This window comes from Acinetobacter sp. LUNF3, from assembly GCF_022699605.1.
GTDB lineage: Bacteria > Pseudomonadota > Gammaproteobacteria > Pseudomonadales > Moraxellaceae > Acinetobacter > Acinetobacter johnsonii.
The window spans coordinates 1,220,086-1,241,455 of record NZ_CP093968.1; the positions used below are offsets into that span (position 1 = coordinate 1,220,086).

Annotated in this window: 17 protein-coding genes; 4 read left to right on the forward strand and 13 right to left on the reverse strand. The window is 41.0% G+C overall.

Annotated features, from left to right (window positions below):
• Positions 1–15: 15 nt before the first annotated feature.
• From MN200_RS05925 to ahcY, 5 genes are all read right to left on the reverse strand, one after another.
• A complete protein-coding gene (locus tag MN200_RS05925) occupies positions 16–2,295 on the reverse strand; it encodes an NADP-dependent malic enzyme (protein WP_168159180.1) in 2,280 nt (759 codons plus the stop codon).
• Between the two features lie 140 nt (positions 2,296–2,435).
• On the reverse strand, positions 2,436–5,312 hold the full coding sequence (locus MN200_RS05930) for an EAL domain-containing protein (protein WP_242760303.1): 2,877 nt from the start codon (positions 5,310–5,312) through the stop codon (positions 2,436–2,438).
• A gap of 181 nt (positions 5,313–5,493) precedes the next feature.
• Positions 5,494–6,210 carry a 16S rRNA (uracil(1498)-N(3))-methyltransferase gene (locus tag MN200_RS05935; RefSeq protein ID WP_242760305.1) on the reverse strand — a complete coding sequence of 239 codons (717 nt, stop codon included), beginning with the start codon at positions 6,208–6,210 and terminating at the stop codon, positions 5,494–5,496.
• A gap of 40 nt (positions 6,211–6,250) precedes the next feature.
• The gene (gene metF / locus MN200_RS05940; RefSeq protein WP_242760307.1) at positions 6,251–7,087 is read right to left on the reverse strand and encodes a methylenetetrahydrofolate reductase [NAD(P)H]; all 837 of its coding nucleotides are present in this window, start codon (positions 7,085–7,087) and stop codon (positions 6,251–6,253) included.
• Between the two features lie 205 nt (positions 7,088–7,292).
• Positions 7,293–8,675 (reverse strand): adenosylhomocysteinase, encoded by a 1,383-nt coding sequence (gene ahcY, locus MN200_RS05945; protein ID WP_242760309.1) that lies wholly within the window; start codon positions 8,673–8,675, stop codon positions 7,293–7,295.
• 221 nt (positions 8,676–8,896) lie between these two features.
• Between ahcY and MN200_RS05950 the strand changes: the two genes are divergently transcribed.
• Together MN200_RS05950 and MN200_RS05955 are read left to right on the forward strand one after the other, a co-directional pair.
• Positions 8,897–9,430 carry a cysteine peptidase family C39 domain-containing protein gene (locus MN200_RS05950; RefSeq protein ID WP_242760310.1) on the forward strand — a complete coding sequence of 178 codons (534 nt, stop codon included), beginning with the start codon at positions 8,897–8,899 and terminating at the stop codon, positions 9,428–9,430.
• 21 nt (positions 9,431–9,451) lie between these two features.
• Positions 9,452–10,405: a DUF4424 family protein gene (locus MN200_RS05955; protein ID WP_242760311.1), complete on the forward strand. Its 954-nt coding sequence runs from the start codon at positions 9,452–9,454 to the stop codon at positions 10,403–10,405.
• Positions 10,406–10,441: 36 nt separating this feature from the next.
• Here the strand turns inward: MN200_RS05955 and MN200_RS05960 are convergent, their stop codons facing one another.
• From MN200_RS05960 to MN200_RS05975, 4 genes are all read right to left on the reverse strand, one after another.
• A complete protein-coding gene (locus tag MN200_RS05960; protein ID WP_242760312.1) occupies positions 10,442–10,960 on the reverse strand; it encodes a tetratricopeptide repeat protein in 519 nt (172 codons plus the stop codon).
• 79 nt (positions 10,961–11,039) lie between these two features.
• Complete coding sequence (locus MN200_RS05965; RefSeq protein ID WP_242760313.1) at positions 11,040–11,378, reverse strand: DUF3325 domain-containing protein; 339 nt, start codon at positions 11,376–11,378, stop codon at positions 11,040–11,042.
• Positions 11,375–13,084: a PepSY-associated TM helix domain-containing protein gene (locus tag MN200_RS05970; RefSeq protein ID WP_242760314.1), complete on the reverse strand. Its 1,710-nt coding sequence runs from the start codon at positions 13,082–13,084 to the stop codon at positions 11,375–11,377. The genes MN200_RS05965 and MN200_RS05970 overlap by 4 nt, the downstream gene beginning before the upstream one ends.
• A gap of 7 nt (positions 13,085–13,091) precedes the next feature.
• Positions 13,092–13,442 (reverse strand): hypothetical protein, encoded by a 351-nt coding sequence (locus MN200_RS05975; protein WP_087526903.1) that lies wholly within the window; start codon positions 13,440–13,442, stop codon positions 13,092–13,094.
• A 273-nt stretch (positions 13,443–13,715) separates the two neighbouring features.
• On the opposite strand from MN200_RS05975, the gene MN200_RS05980 reads away from it, so the two are divergent.
• Complete coding sequence (locus tag MN200_RS05980; RefSeq protein ID WP_058869316.1) at positions 13,716–13,976, forward strand: hypothetical protein; 261 nt, start codon at positions 13,716–13,718, stop codon at positions 13,974–13,976.
• Between the two features lie 96 nt (positions 13,977–14,072).
• On the opposite strand, the gene MN200_RS05985 is transcribed toward MN200_RS05980, so the two are convergent.
• Together MN200_RS05985 and lipA are read right to left on the reverse strand one after the other, a co-directional pair.
• Positions 14,073–16,547: an acyl-CoA dehydrogenase gene (locus MN200_RS05985; protein ID WP_242760315.1), complete on the reverse strand. Its 2,475-nt coding sequence runs from the start codon at positions 16,545–16,547 to the stop codon at positions 14,073–14,075.
• Positions 16,548–16,835: 288 nt separating this feature from the next.
• Positions 16,836–17,849, reverse strand: coding sequence for a lipoyl synthase (lipA, locus tag MN200_RS05990; RefSeq protein WP_242760316.1), 1,014 nt, complete (start codon positions 17,847–17,849; stop codon positions 16,836–16,838).
• A gap of 208 nt (positions 17,850–18,057) precedes the next feature.
• Here lipA and sthA point away from each other — a divergent pair, with 208 nt between their 5' ends.
• On the forward strand, positions 18,058–19,473 hold the full coding sequence (gene sthA / locus MN200_RS05995) for a Si-specific NAD(P)(+) transhydrogenase (protein ID WP_242760317.1): 1,416 nt from the start codon (positions 18,058–18,060) through the stop codon (positions 19,471–19,473).
• Positions 19,474–19,785: 312 nt separating this feature from the next.
• On the opposite strand, the gene MN200_RS06000 is transcribed toward sthA, so the two are convergent.
• The gene (locus MN200_RS06000) at positions 19,786–19,926 is read right to left on the reverse strand and encodes a hypothetical protein (RefSeq protein WP_004693924.1); all 141 of its coding nucleotides are present in this window, start codon (positions 19,924–19,926) and stop codon (positions 19,786–19,788) included.
• Between the two features lie 419 nt (positions 19,927–20,345).
• Positions 20,346–21,278, reverse strand: a complete 933-nt coding sequence (locus MN200_RS06005; RefSeq protein WP_125281472.1) for a hypothetical protein — start codon at positions 21,276–21,278, stop codon at positions 20,346–20,348.
• Positions 21,279–21,370: the final 92 nt, after the last annotated feature.

Sequence of the window (21,370 nt, forward strand, 5' to 3'; positions counted from 1 at the left end):
TACAACGACAAACAATTATTCGCCGTTTTTCTCCGCTTCTTGAATTTCAGCTACAGTTAGTGCAGTCATATTCACTAAACGACGTGTTGTTGTTGTCGGTGTCAAAATATGAACTGGCTTTGCTGCACCCAGTAGGATAGGGCCAATGGTGACATTATTACCTGACGTTGATTTCAACAGGTTAAATGAAATGTTGGCTGCATCCAAGTTCGGCATGATCAATAGGTTCGCAGAACCTTTGAAGCGTGAGTTTGAGTATGCAAAGCTACGAATGTTTTCATCCAATGCTGCATCCGCATGCATTTCACCTTCAACTTCAAGTTCTGGCGCGATTTGCGACAAAATCTCAAACACTTTACGCATTTTTTGTGCGCTTGGGTCGGTCTGGTCTGAACCGAAGCTTGAGTGAGATAGTAGCGCAACACGTGGTGTCATACCAAAACGACGCACTTCTTCAGCGGCTAAAATAGTCATTTCAGCCAGTTGTTCAGCCGTTGGATTACGGTTGATGTAAGTGTCAGCAATGAACAGGTTGCGGTCTTCAAGCATTAAAGCATTCAATGTAAAGAAAGAGTTGTGACCTTCTTTTTTACCAATGATGTTTTTAACGAAGTCTAAGTGGATATCGTAGCTTGAATACGTACCACATAGCATCCCGTCTGCTTTACCATGTTTCACTAACATCGACGCGATCAAGGTCGAACGACGACGTGCTTCACGTTGCGCATATTCAGGTGTTACACCTTTACGTTGCATGAGCGTGTAGTAGTCATCTGCAAACAGTTCGTAGTCAGGATTTTTTTCTTGATCGACAATCGTGATATTCACACCATGTTCAAGACGTAAGCCTAACTTTTTAATGTTCGCTTCAATAACCGCAGTTCGACCGACTAAAATTGGTTTTGCAAGATCTTCATCGACCGCAATTTGTACTGCACGAAGTACGCGTAGGTCTTCACCTTCAGCATAGGCAATACGTTTTGGGTCGGATTTTGCTTGAGCAAAAATAGGCTTCATCATAAATGCAGAGTTGTAGACAAACTCAGACAGACGCTGACGATAAGCAGAGAAGTCTTGAATTGGTCGATCAGCTACACCAGAGTCCATTGCTGCTTGTGCGACAGCAGGTGCAATTTCTAAAATCAGACGTTGATCGAGTGGACGTGGAATAAGGTAGTCACGACCAAAAGATGCTGATTTTTCACCATAAGATGCTGCATCTGCTTCAATGTGTGCCATACGCGCAATTGCATAGACACATGCGATTTTCATCTCTTCATTGATCGTTGTTGCACCTACATCAAGAGCACCACGGAAAATGTAAGGGAAGCAAAGTGCGTTGTTCACTTGGTTTGGATAGTCTGAACGACCTGTCGCCATGATCACGTCATCACGAACTTCATGTGCATGTTCAGGAAGAATTTCAGGATCTGGGTTTGCAAGTGCAAAGATAATCGGATCTTTCGCCATGACCTTAACCATTTCTTTGGTTAAGATACCCGCAGCAGATAAGCCAAGGAACATGTCTGCGCCTGCAATCACGTCAGCCAGTTGAGTGCCTTCGATATCTTGTACATAACGTTTTTTAGACTCATCTAGACCTTCACGTTTCGTGGTAAGCAGACCGCGAGAGTCAGCCACAACGATATTTTCTTTCTTCGCACCAATTGCACAAAGAAGATCTAAACAAGATAATGCTGCTGCACCTGCACCTGAAGCAACAATCTTGATTTCCTCAATTTTTTTGCCATTTAACTGCAAAGCGTTTAGCAAAGCAGAACCGACAATAATAGAAGTACCATGTTGGTCGTCGTGGAACACAGGAATGTTCATGCGTTCACGTAGTTTTTGCTCGATATAGAAACACTCTGGTGCCTTGATGTCTTCAAGGTTGATACCACCAAAAGTCGGTTCTAATGCAGCAACAATGTCCACGATTTTGTCAGGATCATTTTCTGCAATTTCGATGTCAAAAACGTCAACACCAGCGAATTTTTTAAACAGTACGCCTTTACCTTCCATAACAGGTTTAGACGCTAAAGGACCAATGTTACCAAGGCCAAGTACGGCTGTACCGTTACTGACCACAGCAACTAAGTTACCACGCGCTGTGTAAAGCGCCGCAGTAGACGGGTCGCGTTCAATCTCTAAACATGGTGCAGCAACACCTGGTGAATAAGCTAAAGCTAAGTCACGTTGGTTGACCAGCTGCTTGCTTGGTGTAACGCTGATTTTCCCTGGAGTTGGAAATTCGTGATAATACAAAGCTTGCTGTTTTAATGATTGATCGTCCATCTGAATCTCTTTGTAGCGTGGGTTAGCCAGCGGAGCTGGTGGTTTTTTAGTAGACAAGACCGAATATACCATTAGTTGCTGGTATATCCCAGTGATAGCTGGTGCTTTTTAAGGCAAACTTAGAGCTAAAACAGTCTGATTTATATTAAGTATGTATAAGAGGGCGTATCTAGATGATCTCTTAAGTATTGGGTAGCATCGAGCTGTGGAAGAGGTTTTGAAAATAAATAACCTTGCGCGATATCACATTCTAAGTTTTGCAGGTAACTCAGTTGTTGTTCGGTCTCAATTCCTTCCGCCACCACGGTCATACCCATGGCTTTCCCCATGGCAATCATGGCACTCACAATAGCTTCTTGTTTGCAGTGCCCAATTTTTGAAATGAAGCTTCGATCAATTTTTAAAGTATCGATTGGGAAGTCAGTGAGGTAAGACAGCGAGGAATAACCTGTGCCAAAGTCGTCTAAAGAAATATGAATGCCACGTGATTTGATGGTTTCAAGGAGATTTTTTACCGTTTCCGAGTTTTCAACCAAAGTGGATTCTGTAATTTCTAATTCGAGGCTGCTGCCACTAATTTTGTATCGATCAAGGGCTTCATCTAGGTCCTTTAAAAGCTGTCCGCGTTGTAGTTGTTGGGCAACCACATTGACCGAGACACAGATATTATCAAAACCCAATTTATTCCATTCTTTGATTTGCTTCGCGGTTTGTAAAATCACAATGCGACCGATGTCTGAAATCAAGCTGGTTTTTTCTGCCATAGGAATAAACAGACCTGGCGGTACGATGCCCTTGGTTGGATGATTCCAGCGTACCAGTGCCTCAAAACCATAAATTTTCTGATTGTGAAAGTTGATTTTGGGCTGGTAATAAACCACTAACTCATTGTTTTGTATCGCTAGTCTTAAATCGCGCTCTAAATAAATCCCTTCTTCCAATGCAACGGTATTGCTCAGGCTGTAGAACTTTGTGGCATTTCCACCTAAACGTTTTGCTTCACTCAGCGCTTGTTCGGCACAGTTGTTTAAGTAGTCCAGTTGACGACCATGTTCAGGGTACTGCGAAATCCCCATTGAAAGCGTAATAATATGTTCTTGACCAAAAATATCAAAAGGCAGACTAAAGGCTTTATTAATGCGATCGATATGTTCCTGAACTGAGGGTCGAATATGAGAGACCTCATATACAATTGCAAAATCATCACCATTCAAGTGAGCCACCATCAGGGCTTCAGCATTGGTCAAACGAAGGCGCTGGGCAACTTGGCGCAGCAGCTCATCGCCTCCATTATTGCTTAAGAATTCATTCAATGGACGGAAACGGTCAATATTGAGCCGAATAATCGCCAGTTGTTTAATGCTGTCTTGTTGAGAAACCAAATACTGATGAAGCTGATAGTTATAGTAAAAACGATTGGGTAAGTCGGTCAGCGTATCGTAGTTTTCTAAATAGGAAAGACGCTGTTCTTGCAGTTTGCGCTCGGTTAAATCGGACACGATACCAATATAATGCGTGACACGATATTGCTCGTCGGTAACGGCATTCAGATGCATCCAAATACACAACTCTTTGCCCGACAGAAACTTTTCATTCAGTTCACCGTCGTATTCGCCTTTTTTAAGGAGTTGGCCAATGATTTGGTTATGTGTGGTGCGTTGAAGCGACTTATAGTTCGCAACAATATCAAACAAATGTTTGCCATTGATTTGTGCAGCTTCAAAGCCAGCCAAACGTTCAAAGAAGGGATTTACGTCGATATAACGCAGGTCTTCATCTAAGATGAAAATCCCTTGTTCAGCTTGTTCAAGTACGCTCGCTGCTAGTCGCAGACGTTCTTGGTTGCTTTTTTCATGTTGAATGTCACGTCGAATACCGACCATTTGTAACGGTTTTTGATTGATTGGATCGCGAGCAATGACACGCCCAGTGTCATGTACCCAGTACCATTTCCCGTTATTGTGTTGCACACGATAAGTGGCTTCATAGCGGTCTGAATGACCCCGTAAATGACTTTTCATTGCAGATTTAAACGGGGCAATATCATTTGGATGAATCAGGTACTGAAGCTGAAGCTGATGCTCTGTGGAATTTTTAAGTACTTTTTCTTGTTTGTGATTGGTTAGGGAAATGAGCCGATCTTTAATATTCCAATCCCAAGGACGAATACCTGAAATTTCATGGGCAAGCGATAGGTTTTCTTGCTTATTTTTTAAGTCTTTATTGATTTGATTTATGTCAAAGGTTCGTTCACGTACTTTTTGCTCAAGCAATTGATTATTCAGTTGTAACTGTTGTTCAATTTCTTTGGATTTATTCACTTCGTTTTGTAGCTGTTTGCATAAATCATCGGTCCAAGCGACTTGTTTTTCAGCTTCTTTTTTCAGCTCTCGATTTTTAATTGAGAGACGGGATAAGTGCTGATTAATACGGTTGGTGGCATTGGCACAGAGCAAAATCACAATCAGAATAAAGTTCACAGCAAGGTGAAAAAGAGTGTGATTGGCATCGAAGTTGATAAATTGCGAGAGGACATAAGGGGTGATAGACGGAATAAAAACCAAACAAAAATAATTGATGCGCTGCGTTAAATAGGTGAGGCAAACGGTCTGTGTGACAATCACTAAGAGTGCAGATAAGAGTAGGGCATTTGTATAGTTAAAATTGCCAGATAGGCTGGGTAAGTAGTAGTAGATACAGACGACGCCTGCTGCAACCAAAAGACCAATACTTAAACAGATGCCTTGAATCCAGCGGTGCGCATGTTTGGCAGAGTGGTTTTTCGGGTTGAAATACACGGTGTTCACGAGCCAAAAAATACTGAGGATAAACTCAGAAACAAAAAACCACAGGTTAAAATAAAAGGAATATTGAGAAAAATTATAGTGATATGCACAGAAAATATAAAAATTAAGAATCAGTAAGCTACTGATGAGGAAACGAAGATGGCTAATGGAATGCGATATTTGCGCAGTCTGCAAGTGCCGATCAAGATTTTCTGTAGAAATATCTGGCATGAATCGCGAAACCTTATTTTTTTTATGACCCAATGGCGTTGTGTTGTGTCTTTTTTCAAATTTAAATACATTGTGTAAAACACAATCAATTTATATTTTGATATAAGTCAAGGGTAATATTGTTGTACATCATAATCAATATATTAACAGAACAAAAGGGTGACTCGGCTGTTTATGTGATTTAAATCACTAAATTGTAGTTGAGGATTGACAAAGCGACGACTGGTGCTGTCTCTGTACGTAATACACGCTCACCAATACACCAGTTGATAAAACCGTGCTCATTGGCTGTTATAATTTCAGCCTCACTTAAACCACCTTCAGGCCCAATGAGTAGTGCAATGTTTGGTGTTGCATTTGCCAATACGTCGAATTTTTCTTTATTCGGAGCGAGTACAAGTCGAGTCGCAGGTAATTCAGATGCGAGCCATTTATCTAAGTTGACTGGAGCATGGATAGTGGGAACAATGTTCATGCCACATTGTTCACATGCCGCGATGGCAATTCCTTGCCAATGATCGATCTTCTTTTGGTCGCGATCATATTTCAAACGCATTTCACAACGTTCAGACGTTAATAGTTGAATTTCGGAAACGCCTAATTCAACTGCCTTTTGAATGACATAGTCCATACGATCACCTTTACTCATGACTTGACCGAGTAAAGTTTTAAACGCAGGTGTACGATTGGTTGGGTTAAAAGCAGTGACCTGAACTGATGCTGACTTTTTAGCAACGTCACTTAAGGTCACTTCATATTCGCCGCCTTGTCCATTAAACAAAGTAGCCGTTTCACCGACTTGAGCACGCAAAACTTTTACCCAGTGGTGAAACACAGTTTCAGTCAGTTCGACAGTGTGATCAACATTGAGTTCTGCTTCCATAAAAAAACGAGGCATTCGGTTTTACTCTCAAATAGGGTGAATCTAGTTTAAATACTTATGCTAAACCGAGGTCTAGTACAAGCTGACGGGTAGGATCAGTCGTGTTCATGGTGTAGAAGTGCAAACTCGGTGCGCCACCTGCAATCAGGCGTTCACAAAGTTTCACAATCACTTCATGACCAAATGCTTTAATGCTGGCAGTGTCATCACCATAGGTTGCCAGTTGCTTACGAATCCAACGTGGAATCTCAGCGCCTGTACCATCTGCAAAGCGAATCAAGTTGCTGGCATTGGTAATTGGCATAATGCCTGGTGCAACAGGAATGTTCACACCTTCTTTTTGAATGCGATCTACAAAATAGAAGTAAGCATCTGGATTAAAGAAGAACTGCGTTAAACCCGCATTGGCACCAGCATTCGCTTTGTCGCAGAAACGTTGAATGTCTAAATCAAAGCTTTCTGCTTGTGGATGCATTTCAGGGTAAGCGGCAACTTCAATATGGAAGTGATCGCCTGAATGCTCACGGATAAAGCGCACGAGGTCTGTTGCGTATGGCAACTCGCCTAAACCGACTTGTCCAGAAGGTAAATCGCCACGTAAAGCGACAATACGGTCAATGCCTTGATCTTTGTAGATGTCGAGTAATTCAGCAATACGTGCTTTGTCATCGCCAATACAAGATAAGTGCGGTGCAACAGGCGTACCTTTACCATTGAATTCAGCAATGGCAGCAAGGGTACGTTCACGGGTAGAACCACCAGCACCGTAAGTAATTGAGAAGAACTCTGGGTTTAATAACTGAAGTTCTTGGTGTACGACTTTAAGTTTTTCTGCACCAGCATCGGTTTTGGTTGGGAAAAACTCAAAAGAAATTGGAACTTTTTTGCTCATCATCAAATCCTTTTTTATAAATGCTATTTTTTGTATTTGCTCTCATCCCATCCTTCTCCCAGAGGGAGAAGGGGATTCATTACATTGAATAGAGATAACAAGATTTCACTGCTAACATCATTCGGTAATGAAAGTCCCTCTCCTGAGCAGACTTTAAGCACTGCTTTAAAGTTCAGCGCAAGAGAGGTTAGGAGAGGTTTGCAACTTAGTATTTATAAGCGTCAGATTTGAACGGACCTTCAACAGCTACACCTAAGTAGTCTGCTTGTTCTTGAGTCAATTGAGTCAAGACACCACCAAAACCAGCAACCATTGCCGCAGCAACTTCTTCATCTAATTTCTTAGGAAGAAGTTCTACACGAATCGCCGCTTGTTTTTGATCTTCTGGAAGATCAGCAAATTTTTCAGCGAATAAGTGCATTTGACCCAAGACTTGGTTGGCAAATGAACCATCCATAATACGTGATGGGTGACCTGTTGCATTACCTAGGTTAACTAAGCGACCTTCAGAAAGAAGAATCAAGTAGTCGCTATCATTTTCAGAACGATAAACTTGGTGAACTTGTGGCTTCACTTCAACCCACTTGTAACCACGTAAGTAGTTGGTGTCGATTTCAGTGTCAAAGTGACCGATGTTACATACCACAGCGCCTGCTTTTAACGAATCAAGCATTGCAGCGTCACAAACGTGGTAGTTACCTGTAGTCGTTACGATCAGATCAGTATTTAAAAGAAGGTCAGCGTTTACGTCTTCTTTTTTACCAGTTTGCACGCCATTTTTGTATGGAGATACAACTTCGTAACCGTCCATACATGCTTGCATTGCACAGATTGGGTCGATTTCAGAAACACGTACGATCATGCCTTCTTGACGAAGCGATTGTGCAGAACCTTTACCTACGTCACCGTAACCAATGACAAGCGCACGACGACCAGATAACAGCATATCTGTTGCACGTTTAATCGCATCGTTTAGCGAGTGACGGCAACCGTATTTGTTGTCATTTTTAGATTTAGTTACTGAATCGTTGACGTTGATAGCAGGAACTTTAAGTGAACCGTCTTTCCACATTTCAAGCAGACGTTGCACACCTGTTGTGGTTTCTTCAGTAATACCGTGGATTTTCGCTAGAACTTCTGGGTATTTTTCATGAACAAGTGCAGTTAAGTCACCGCCATCATCCAGAATCATGTTGGCATCCCAAGGTGTGCCGTTTACATTGATTTGTTGTTCAAGACACCACATGTATTCTTCTTCAGTTTCGCCTTTCCAAGCAAATACTGGAACACCAGACGCAGCAATGGCAGCAGCAGCGTGGTCTTGAGTTGAGAAGATGTTACAAGATGTCCAGCGAACTTCAGCGCCTAATTCAACTAATGTCTCAATGAGAACAGCAGTTTGAATGGTCATGTGGATACAACCAAGGATTTTTGCGCCAGCAAGTGGTTTAGCAGCAGAGTAACGCTTACGCAGACCCATTAGGGCTGGCATTTCAGCTTCTGCAAGTTTGATTTCTTTACGGCCGTAGTCAGCGAGTGAAATATCAGCAACTTTGTAATCTGTAAATGAAGCAGTAACCGCGTTCATCACGATCTCCTAATATAAAAAATTGATCATTCAGTTCGCGGATGCCGTTGTTGACTCAAAAAGGATTTGAACCGGATCGTCGAGCCTAGCGATTTCACATTTATGTACCTGTGAAAAAGTCGCAGCATCCCTCGACTAGCGAAGTATTGTACTTGGAAATTGATTCAGTTCCAACGATGTTTTGTTTATTATCAACACAATCATCTTTTTTGAATTGTGTTATGGCCGTGAATATCCCTGAATCCTTAATGAACCTTGAAGCTAATGGCGGTATTTATGCGGTATGGATGCTACTCCAGCATTTATATATCGATGCGGATATTGAGCAGTTGATAGAGGTCTGTGGTTATGATGCAGAAAACGGAACGACAACCATTGGCTTGGCAGTCGGATTAAAGAAATTTGGCTTTGATGTTCAATTTTATACTGATGAAGACTCAGAGCTTCAAGAACAAGAAAAATTGAGTTATGCAGAAGCTGAGCAACTAAAGCTGCCAGTTTTAGCGGCCATCAATTACCAACAAATTCAACAGGCATTTGAGCAAAATAAATTTATCATTGTCTATTACGATACTTTAGAAGACGTCGGAAACCATTCACTGGTTTATTCTATAGATGAGCAGGAAATCTGTTTCTTTGATAGTTTTGATGCGATGCCTGCGTCTGTATTTGAACAGCAACGAAAAGCCGAAGGCATTTGTCGTCAGGTGATCATGATCGAGAATGCAAACTTTGAGACTCATGCAGAACATTAAACCTTAAAAAAGAAGATTAAAATGAAAAAAATAATAGGGTTATTTGTATTTATGTCTATGTACGTGAGTGCAAATGACAGTACAGGTTTTGTTGCAACAGGCGGTGTGCAATATCTGAAAAATAAAGATATTCAAATGTATAGTGAAAACTTATTTATCAGTAAAAAGCGAATCACTGTCGATTATGAGTTTAAAAATTTAAGTAAACATTTGGTAAACGAGACTATTTTATTTCCCTTACCGAAAGTTCAAAATTACATGGACTATGATTATGCTGATGCCACAGGTTTAATTGATAGTTTTACAGTTCAAGTTAATGGTCAGCGTATACAGCCTCAGGTGCATGTACGGGCTTTTTTACCGAGTAGTGAACAAGAATATGTTCATGATGGAGACTTTCAAGCCGATGTAACGAATGAGCTTATGGCTTGTAGTCTCACGCAGCAAGAGTTGATACAGCCGTGGAAAGGTGAAAATGCCGATATAAGTACTTCTATTCAGAAAAAAATTCAAACTTGTAAAAATCCAAGAGTGCAAAAACTACTAAAAATTCAAGATGAAGATCTCATTCGCTGGCAGTCTCAGGTTATTTATAGTTGGAAACAAAATTTTAAAGCGAACAGCATGACCCATATTCAGCATGAATATGCACCATTGGTCGGTGGTTCGGTTTCTTTATATCCTGAAGAGGATGAAAAGACTTATTGTATGGATCAAAGCTTCAAAGCAGGTTTGAAAAAAGCCAAATCACAATATGCACCTTATCAGGCGTTGGGTTATATCTTGAAAACGGGCGCAAATTGGGCGAAACCGATTCAAAATTTTAAACTGACGATTGAGCGTGATCCCAATGAGTTGGTTTCATTTTGTTGGAATGGTCAGGTGAAAAAGATCAGTTCGACACAATTTCAAATGACAGAAAAGAATTTTGTGCCTAAGCAGGATTTAGATATTATTTTTGTACGTAAGTTTTAAGTAGTAAAAAGCCCATCAAAGGATGGGCTTTTGCTTTTATTCTTGCTCTGCGGCATCCGCCTTGTCATGCCAGTATTTTGCTTTTTCCTCATCCGCATCAACACCAAGTGCATTTTCATAAATGAAAGCCAAATCACGCATGGCTTGAGCCTCACCCAGTTCCGCCGCTTGTTGTACCAGCTCAATTGACTTAGTGACATCTTTTTCAACCACATCGCCCCGACGGTAAAAACCAGCCAACTCTAATATTGCAGTAGGGTGTTTTAGTTCAGCAGCTTGTTTTAACCAATGATGTGCATGTCCAAAGTAGGTTTCTGCTTCGCGTGGGTCTTCTTCACGAAGTTCTTTGGCATAAAAAGCATAACCTTCACCGAGCCAATACATGGCTTCTACATGACCTAATGCTGCTGCTTTGAGCGCCCATTCTTCTGCAAGCGTAATGTCATCTTCATTTTCACTTTGCATATACAGTTCAGCAAGTTCAAATTGAGCGTCACTATTACCAGTTGTTGCAAGGTTGACCAATTCAGCAGGAATTTTAGGAGATTTAGGCATACAGATAACCAAAGATTTAAACTGTGGATAGCCTAATGCTTTCAAGTGAAAAAGCCAATCCGAAGATTGGCTTTTAGGCTTAGATTAGGTGCAAAGTTAGACTGAATATAAATAAGAGTAAAACTGAAACAGTGATATTCCTAATTTTTTGCTCAAAATAACTCAAGCAAAGTCCAACAAACAACGCCGCGAAGCTAATCACGCCAACCCAATAACTGATTTCAGTGCTCCAATGTCCTTGCGTTAAGCAAATGAACAAAGAAACAATGAGGAGTAACCAACCTACAGTAGTTGCTAAGCGGGTTTGCTGAAGTGTCAGTTCTTTGCTAAAGATTTGCTTTTGATGCTTAGACATACTGCTGGCAAGAGCAAAAAAACCTAAGGTCGCTAAAGCCCATATCATTAGAAACCAAATCATGCTTTGGCCTCCTGAACAGGTGCTTTCATTTTTTTATTCGGCAAACCTTGATGCTTTTGAACTTTGTCATAAGCGAAATAGAAAATCACTGCCATTACCCACATGGCTAGGTCAACCGATGCAATCATCCACTGACCCTGTGCAATGCTGTTCCATAAAGCTTGACCGCCTGTGATCAAGTTGACCAATGGTAACAGGGCAAAAGCGAGCGCTGCCAATAAAAGTAAGTCTAACCATGCTTGGCGGTGGGTACGGAAAATGGCATAAATCAGTGTGAGTAACCACACTACAAAGAAGCTACGAATCTCCCAGTTTAACCGCATTTCTACATCTGCTGGAATGAAACGATTGGCATAAAAATATGCCGCGCAGGCCAAAGGTAAACCAATAATGGCTGCAATATTCAGGACTTCAACCAGTCGGAAACCAAACGATTTATAGCCTTGTTTCTGCTGTTGGGGTGCACGTTTTACACACCAAAGGATCAGACCCGTCGCCACCATGAGCGTACCTAAAATACCTGAACAGAATAATAACCAACGCAGTGCTAAGTCGAGGCCACGCGCTTCGTGTAAGACGGTGACCACGTTATAAATGTCACTTGGAATCGATGGATTTTTGATTCGTATATTTTTATCCGTTTCATCTTGACCCGTGACCCCATTGTAGTTGATGGTTGCATATACATTGCGATGCGCGACACTTTCAGCACGTAAAGCACGCAATTCAATTTTGGCTTGGTCTGTATTGGGTGAAATAATGTTAATCGAAGCAATTGGATTGTCTTTCCACTGTTGTTGTACCATCACCATAATTGGCGCTAGGTCCGTCAGTGGCGCAGGGCGGAGTTCGGGTTGTGGACGTTCCCCACCACGACCTTGAGCATGTTCACCACGTTGCTGTCCGCGTTCCCCATGATCCGCTCTTTCACCTTTGTGTTGCACAACTTCAGCTTTTTGGGGCTGCTCAATCATGCTGGCCTGTTGGTCACGTAAGAACTGTTGTCGATTTTCATACGCTTGGTTAATTCCCCAAGGCATGAACATAAACATGAGTAGGAGTAAGCCACTAAAAGTAATCATTAAGTGAAAAGGCAATGCAAAAACAGCAGTTGCATTGTGTGCATCCAGCCATGAACGCTGACCTTTGCCTGAGCGAAAGGTAAAGAAGTCTTTAAAGATTTTTTTATGGGTAATGATACCGCTAACAATTGCAACCAACATGAACATGGTGGCAATCCCGACCAACCAACGCGTCCACAGACGGGGTAAACCATACAATTCAAAATGGAAACGGTACAGGAACCCACCACCACGTGTATCCCGTGGTTCAATCAGTTCACCAGTCGCACTATCTAAGGTGATACGTGTTCCACCACGACGTGCTTTCGGATCTTCACCAACGGCACGAATAGTTACTTCAGTCGTAGTTTGCCGTGAGTTAGGTAGTTGAATGTTCCAACTGCCTGCATCAGGGTGGTTTTTTTGTAAATAGTTGAGCGCGACCTGCATTTGTTGCACTTGAGACTGCGTAGGGATAGATTGATGGGTTTCGGGTTTCATCCAAGTAGAAATTTCATTTTGGAAAAAACTGAGTGTTCCAGTCACAAAAATTGCATACAGCAGCCACCCTAAAATGAGACTGGCCCATGTATGCAACCATGACATGGATTGGCGCGGTCCTTCCGCTTTTTGATCAACACGCATTGAAAAACTATCCTAAAAATTTGAGTAGGGCATACAGTGCAATACATGGCACAGCAATACCGAGCGTTGCTTTTAAGGTTTTTTGAACCATAAAGACCCAAATAAAGGCAGCACAGTTAAGACAAAATGCAATGAGGGTGGCGCTCATGGCAGCATTCACAGGATTTGCAATAAAGATTTTAGCAATGGCTAATGCAGAAAGTGCTGCAAGGAGATAGCCTCCAAGTAAGGCAAGAGCAAATCTGTACAACACCATCAGACGGTAGCTAACGGGGGTATCTACATTTTTCTTTTTGGTTGGTTTCGGACGAACTTTTTCCGAATGAACCAAGGCATCAATTTGAGTGGTGCTATTCATGGAAGAGAGTTGGTGTATTAGTAAGCAATATTGCAAATGATAACAATTATTATTTAAATAGAATAGATGGTAACTTTATTTATTTTTTCTGTAACGGTTAGTTAGTTTGATGAATAGAAAAATTTGGATTGCAGTCGCTGCCTTTTTAAATCGATTTGATTCTTCTTATTATTTTTCTAAGGAACGGCTACACAGTGTTACCAAATCACGTTATACGATTTTTTGATCTGCGTTAGTTTCATAGTCAATACTTGGGTGAATTTGGAGGAAAATATGGCTGCTTTTATTAATGCCGAACAGGCAAAAATTATGTCCAACCAAGCATATTTAGATATTGAAATCTACAAATTACGTTTAGCATCACTCATCGAGGAGAGTGCCAAACAGGGAAATACTGCGGTATTTACGGTTCTGCCAAAACATTTACCCTTAGAAGATATTCGTCATTTTTCAGCAGAACTGACACAACTAGGTTATCAAGTTCGTTTGGAAGTAGAAGAGTTCTATTACCGTTTAAACGTGTATTGGATTTAAAACTTCGCTTCGATTCCATGGTTTATAGCATGTGGATAAAATAAAAGCCCGTAAAGGACTTTTATCTTTTAGGCGTTTCGAAAACTGATGAGAGGATTAAGCTTGAATATCGGAAGCCTTTGAGTGGTAGGGATTCTTTAAATCTAGTGTCTGTTCAAGCTCATGGTCGAAAATGTCGGTGAGCATACTATCGAAGCGTTGAGCATTGTAATGAAGCAACTGATCCGCTTCCTCAGAGCTGATGAATCCTGTTTCAAGCGCATGTTGAATATGTGATTCAAAATCTAAGCCTCTAAATTGTTCTTTGGACTCTGCTTTTTTAAACTTCGTCCACAGCGGATCAATCTTTAATGCTGCTTGGAACGCATTTTCCATACGTCCAAAGACATCATTTGGATCGGTATTGTAAAAAACATGCTGTTTCAGTTGCTCACGGAAAGGATTATTTTCCATGATGGCAAGTCCTAATTGAGTTTTTAGCTGGTCACTTGGTTGTTGGGCAACACGACCAAAAGGGAAACAGATAAACTTGACTACGCAAGCTGCGGCTCGCATAGGAAAGTTTGCAAATAGTCCATCAAATGCATCCTGAATTTGCACGAATGCTTTTTCTAAAGCCAGTTGAGCATGTTGTTGTTCCACCTCACTACGTTGTCCTTTTTCATAAAACTTCAAAATAGCAGTCGCGATAAATAAATAAGCATGAATGTCGGCTAAACGCCCTGAAAGCATTTCTTTGCGCTTAATATCACCTGCAAGTAAGCCTAAACACAGGTCTGCGGTTAAAGCGAAGTTGGCACTGAAACGGTTAATGGTTTTGTAAAAAGGACGTGAGAAAGCATCCGTCTGAGTAGAAGCATCTGAAGGGCCACCAAATATGCCATAGCTGAATGAACGGGCTGTGCGGTTAAAGGTATAAGCCAAATGTTTAAAAAGTAGCGTGTCGAAAGGTGCTAAAGCTGCTTTTGTATCTTCTGCTTGAAGGAGTTGCAGCTCTTCATATAAATAAGGATGACAGCGCATAGAGCCTTGGCCAAAGATCATTAAAGAACGGCTTAAAATATTGGCCCCTTCAACAGTAATTGAAATGGGGATCGCTTGATAATTCAGTGCTAAAAAATTGCGTGGGCCCATTTGCACAGCCCGTCCACCAACGACATCCATGCCGTGATTGACAATTTTACGCATGGTTTCAGTGGCATAGTATTTGGCCATAGCTGTCATTACAGCAGGTTTTCCACCTTCATTTAAACCACAGGTCACCATGTAGCGAAAAGCTTCTAACATATATGCACCACTGGCAATATCACTGGTGGCTTCTTGCACGCCTTCAAAATGTCCCACAGAAATTTTAAACTGTTGGCGGACTTTGGCAAAAGCACCGACGCTTAAATAGGCCATTTCAGCAGAAGCAGTGGAGAGTGCAGGTAGGGAAATACCGCGACCTACAGCTAAGCACTCCATCAGCATGCGCCAACCTTTACCTGCATTTTCAACCCCACCAATAATCCAATCAAGTGGGATAAAAACATCTTGTCCATTGACTGTTCCATTCATAAAAGGGGAACCAGGATTATGGCGTGCACCGACTTGGACACCTGCATGACTGGCAGGTAATAAGGCACAGGTGATACCGTATTCAGTTTTGCTTGCATCGCCTAAGAGTCCATCAGGGTCATAGAGTTTAAAAGCGAGGCCAATCACAGTCGCAATAGGTGCCAGTGTAATCCAGCGTTTTGAAAAGTTCATACGTAAACCGAGTATTTCTCGGCCTTCAAACACGCCATAACAGACCACGCCTGTATCAGGTATTGCCCCAGCGTCTGAACCAGCCTCGGGACTGGTTAAACCGAAACAGGGGATTTCTTCACCTTTGGCGAGTCCTGGTAGATAGCGTTGTTTTTGTTCCTCAGTTCCATAATGTAAAAGCAACTCACCTGGACCTAGAGAGTTGGGCACCATACAACTGACGGCAGTGGTCAGTGAGCGTGAAGAAATTTTGCTCATGATGCGGCTTTGGGCAAACGAGCTAAACGCACGACCGCCGTATTCTTTGGGAATAATTAAACCCAAAAAGCCTTGTTCTTTGATGTATTGCCATGCTTCAACAGGAAGATCTTTTAAGTGGTGATGAATTTCCCATTCATTCAGTAAACCACAAAGGTGTTCAACTTCATGATCTAAGAAGGATTGCTCTTCAGCAGACAAGGTTGGATAGACATAACCATCAAATTTTTTCCAGTCAGGCGCACCCATAAATAATTCTTTTTCCCACCAACTGGTACCTGCATCTAATGCTTCGCGTTCGGTACTGCTCATACTCGGCATGGCTTTGGCTAAAGCTTTATAGGCAGGTTGAGTGATTAATGATTTGCGTAATGGATCAATAACCACAATCAGGCTGAGAATAATTAAGGGTAGACCTAAAAGTAATGACCACGGATTGATAAAAATAGCTGTGAAGAGGGATACAAAAATAAGGATTGCTGTCCCAAGTAAGCGACTGACTTCAAAATAAAAAATAGCCCAAAGGGTACAGATTAAAAACAGAATGGCGAAAATGAAACCCATTGAAACCTCCCGTTGTTTACACCGTGAGGTGAGTCATACGTTTTATAAAATTTCATGGAAAATAATACAGAACGTAGACTAAAAGGTGTAATAAAATGAATTTGATGTGATGTGTAGCATCACGATTATTTTAGACTTTGAATTAGATTAGGGCGTTTTTTGAGCAATAACTGTGTTAGAAATGTATGAATACGTAATTGAAAAATATAAAGAACGAAGTTCGTAATAAAAAAGCCCTCGTATGAGGGCTTTTAATTTTTGTATTTAACTGTTTAACACAACAGGAAATTAAGCTTCAATCGTTTGAACAGCAATCTTTTTCGCAGGATCTACTTTACGACGTACTGCTGGTACAGGTTCGCCATAGTATTGGCGGTCAGCGAAGTAGCTTGAGCGAACCATCGGTGCTGCCCAAATATTTCTAAAGCCTAGCTTTTGGCCATGTGCAGTGTAACGCTCAAATTCTTCTGGCGTAACAAAGCGGTCAATCGGCGCATGCTCTTTTGAAGGCTGTAAATACTGACCAATCGTTACGTAGTCAACGCCGTGTGCATGCAAGTCATCTAAAAGTGAAATGACTTCTTCTTCAGTTTCACCAATACCGACCATCAAACCACATTTGGTTGGAACGTCAGGGCAATATTCTTTAAACATTTTTAACAGATTTAAAGAGTGTTGGTAGTCTGAACCTGGACGCATCGCTTTGTATAAACGCGGCACAGTTTCAATGTTATGGTTAAACACATCAGGTGGACACTCAGTCATAATGCGAAGCGCAATGTCCATACGACCACGGAAGTCAGGTACCAAAATCTCAAGTAAAGTATTCGGGCTTAACGCACGTGCTTCTTTAATACAGTCAACAAAGTGCTGTGCACCACCGTCAAGTAAGTCATCACGGTCTACAGAGGTGATTACGGCATATTTTAAACCTAAGTTTGAAATCGTTTCAGCCATGTGACGTGGTTCGTCTGTGTCAAGTGCATTTGGACGGCCATGTGCCACGTCGCAGAAAGGACAACGACGTGTACAAATGTCACCCATAATCATAAAGGTTGCAGTACCGCCACCAAAACATTCAGGTAGGTTTGGACACGCAGCTTCTTCACAAACGGTATGTAGTTTTTGTTCACGTAGGGTTGATTTAATGCGTTGCACTTCTTCGGGTGCTGCCATTTTCACGCGAATCCAATCCGGCTTGCGTGGCGTTTCAACCGTAGGAATAACTTTTACAGGTATACGCGCGACCTTTTCTGCGCCACGAAGTTTGATACCCTGCTCAGGTTTACGGTTTTCAGACATATTCAACTATTCCACTGTTTTTGACGGGGGAGATGCTAAAAATAGCAGTATTAGTATAGCGGAAATGCGAATTGATAGGGCGGAAATACTATTCATTTACTAAATGTGGTTATCACTTAATATATGTAAGCTAAATACAGCAAATTGCCTGCAATTACGTCATAATATGCCCAAGATAAGTAATAAGTTTTTGAAGAAGGAGCGTTGAATGCCACGTAAAAAAGAGGTCGTTGGTGGAACTTTCGTTAAGTACGATGCGGTCGTTCTAGGTTCAGGCCCTGCGGGTGAAGGCGCGGCAATGAAACTTGCCAAATCTGGAAAGCGTGTTGCGATTGTAGATGTACGTGAGCAGCTCGGTGGTAACTGTACCCACGTGGGGACCATTCCAAGTAAAGCTTTACGTCAAACGGTATCGAGTATTATCCGTTATCGCCGCGACCCAATGTTTAAAAAAATGGGTGACTGGCGTCAGTTTACAATGAAGCAAGTGCTTCAAAACGCACATAAAGTGATTCAACAACAGGTTGATACACACTCACGTTTTTATGACCGCAATAAAATTGATATTTACCATGGTCGTGCCTATGTTCAAGACCAAAATACGGTTTTAGTGTTTAGCCCTGAAGGCATCAAAGAAACGATCATGTGCAAACAAATCGTGATTGCAACGGGTAGCCGTCCATACCGTCCTGCGGCGCTTGATTTTAATCATCTGCGTGTATTCGATTCAGACAAAATTTTAGACCTCGATTATTCGATCCAAAAAATCATCATTTATGGTGCAGGTGTAATTGGTTGCGAATATGCGTCTATTTTTATTGGACTAGATCATAAAGTTGACTTGATTAATACACAGCATAAATTGCTGAGTTATCTAGATGATGAAATTTCTGATGCTTTGTCTTATCACTTACGTCAACAAGGGGTCTTGATTCGCCATAATGAGCAGATTGATCATCTTGAAACCTATGATGATCACGTGGTGCTACATTTACAAAGCGGTAAGAAAATTAAAGCAGATGCTATTTTGTGGTGTAATGGCCGTTCAGGAAATACGGATGGCTTAGGCTTAGAAAATGTCGGTATTACGCCAAACAGCCGTGGTCAAATTACAGTCAATGATCAATACCAAACCGAAGTGGAAAATATTTACGCTGCGGGTGATGTGATTGGTTGGCCTTCACTGGCTTCTGCTGCATATGACCAAGGTCGTTGCGCAGGTGCAAACATGAGCGGTGAAGTGGGGGTAGAACCTGTGGTCGATATTCCGACAGGCATTTATACCATTCCAGAAATTTCTTCAATTGGTAAAACTGAACAAGAGTTAACTGAAGAAAAAATTCCGTATGAAGTGGGTCAAGCTTCTTTCCGTCATTTGGCGCGTGCGCAAATTACAGGTGACACAGTGGGTGAATTGAAAATTTTATTCCACCGCGAGACTTTGGAAGTACTGGGTGTACATTGTTTCGGTAATAACGCTTCGGAAATTATTCACATTGGTCAAGCAGTGATGAATAGTCCAAATAATACTATCAATTATTTCGTAGAAACGACATTTAACTATCCTACGATGGCTGAAGCGTACCGTGTAGCGACCTTAAATGGTATGAACCGTTTATTCTAATTTTTATAGTATTTTCAGAGACCTGCAAGTTTAGACTTGCAGGTTTTTTTATATCTAAAAATCTACTATTTTATGCTTGCATGCATATTTAAATGTCCAAGACTTCTCACACAATTTGTGTGTTTGTAGGTGAGTGCAATGAGCAAGAGGAGGGAGTCAACTTTATTTAGATGCAAGTAATTTTGTGAGTGCCATGTTTCTTAGCATAGAACATGGAAAGAATGATCCAGTGATACGGCGTAGCAGATATTTTTAGACATAAAGAAACCAACAAAGTTGGCTTTTTTGAATTGGGCTGCGACGTGAAATCAGTTACAGGATGAACTGATGTAAGAAGTAGGCAGAAATCATCATGCCTAACACAAAAAACATGCACGAATAAGCGTCAAGCTGATAACGCTTTTCTAATTGATGTTCAACATGCTGTATATTTTCTTCTTGCATAATTTTCATGGAAGTTTTTATTCCGATTTAATTATCGTTAAAATCCTATTGCATGTTTGTATTTTTAACATAAAAAAATGCTTAAATAAAGTACTAATTAAAAATAATCAGATCTCCACTATACATAATCACTTAAATATTCAAGTTTATACTGAGTTAACCTAGAAGCCAGCAGCTACCAATAACTAACTATCTGAAAGTCAAAGAACTTAGGATTTTATTATTCATCGTTAAAATAAGATAATTGAATTTAAAACTGTGGATAAAAGTTCTTTTAAATGAATTTAAAATACTAAGAGATAATAAAATATGTGGATAAGTTTTATACAAATGAATTCAAATTAAAATAAATCGTACTGATATAAATAAAAAAGCCAACGCTGCCTATACATCGATCTGGCATAGGTTACGTTGGATTTTTTTATAAATTATTGATTTAATGCATAAATATTGGCTTGAATCCAAATATTGCCGCGAATGTATTGTCCAATATTAAAGTTGGCGTACTCTGGATTTTTAGTGGCAATACGAATCAGTGTCGCAGGTTGGTTGTCTTCATGAATCAAGGCAACATCAAGCAGAGTGTAGTCTTGTTCCATAAATTGCATGCTAGTTTTGCCAACAATATTCCCTTGGAACCATGCTTCATCTTCCTGACCGATCTTTTCGCCATACAAATAAGCGACCATTTTTGAAAAATCGACAGTCACAGGTTCTTTGTCATCATCCGACTTTGGTTCCCATGCATCAATCTGTTCTTGCAGGTTTGCAGGAGCAATGCCATTGTTTGCTGCCAAAATATCGTTCAAGGCACGATGATGTTTAATCGATGCGGGATCATCAACCACCAGTTGCTCGTGTTCTGCGACCGCTTCTAGTTCATATGCCCATGCGTTGAGATGTGCAATATAGGTTTGGTCTTTTTGGTATTGAGCATGATTAACGCTATATAAGCTGTCATAAGCGTAGACGATGCTGTTATTGCCTAAGTTTAAGCGTAAAACGGCTTGTGTGTTGGATTGACCTCGAATGATGCGTTCAACCACAGCAGACACTTTATAGGGGCTATTAAAACTTGGAAATGCAGTTTTAACTGCCTTGGGTTTATTGTCTTCAACCGCGATGACTTGAGTCAGTTGAACAGCCGCTTGACTTGGGCCTTGAATGAGCCAACAACCCGCATCCATATCTTGTTCAGTCTGGCATAAACCCATGGGCATGATTGGTGCATTTAAAGCTAAACCTAACCATTTAGGGACATCTTGTGCAGGGTTATCGGTGAGTAAATTCCAATGCTCGACGTGGCTACCAAAGTTTTGGTCATCAATGGTGATTATTTCTGGACTATTTTGATTGTTCATATGCACGATTGAATGAGGTTATATATCCCTATTAAATCGAGGGTTATTTCTATATTTCAAGTCCTATATTTTATTTTTACTGGAAAATCATC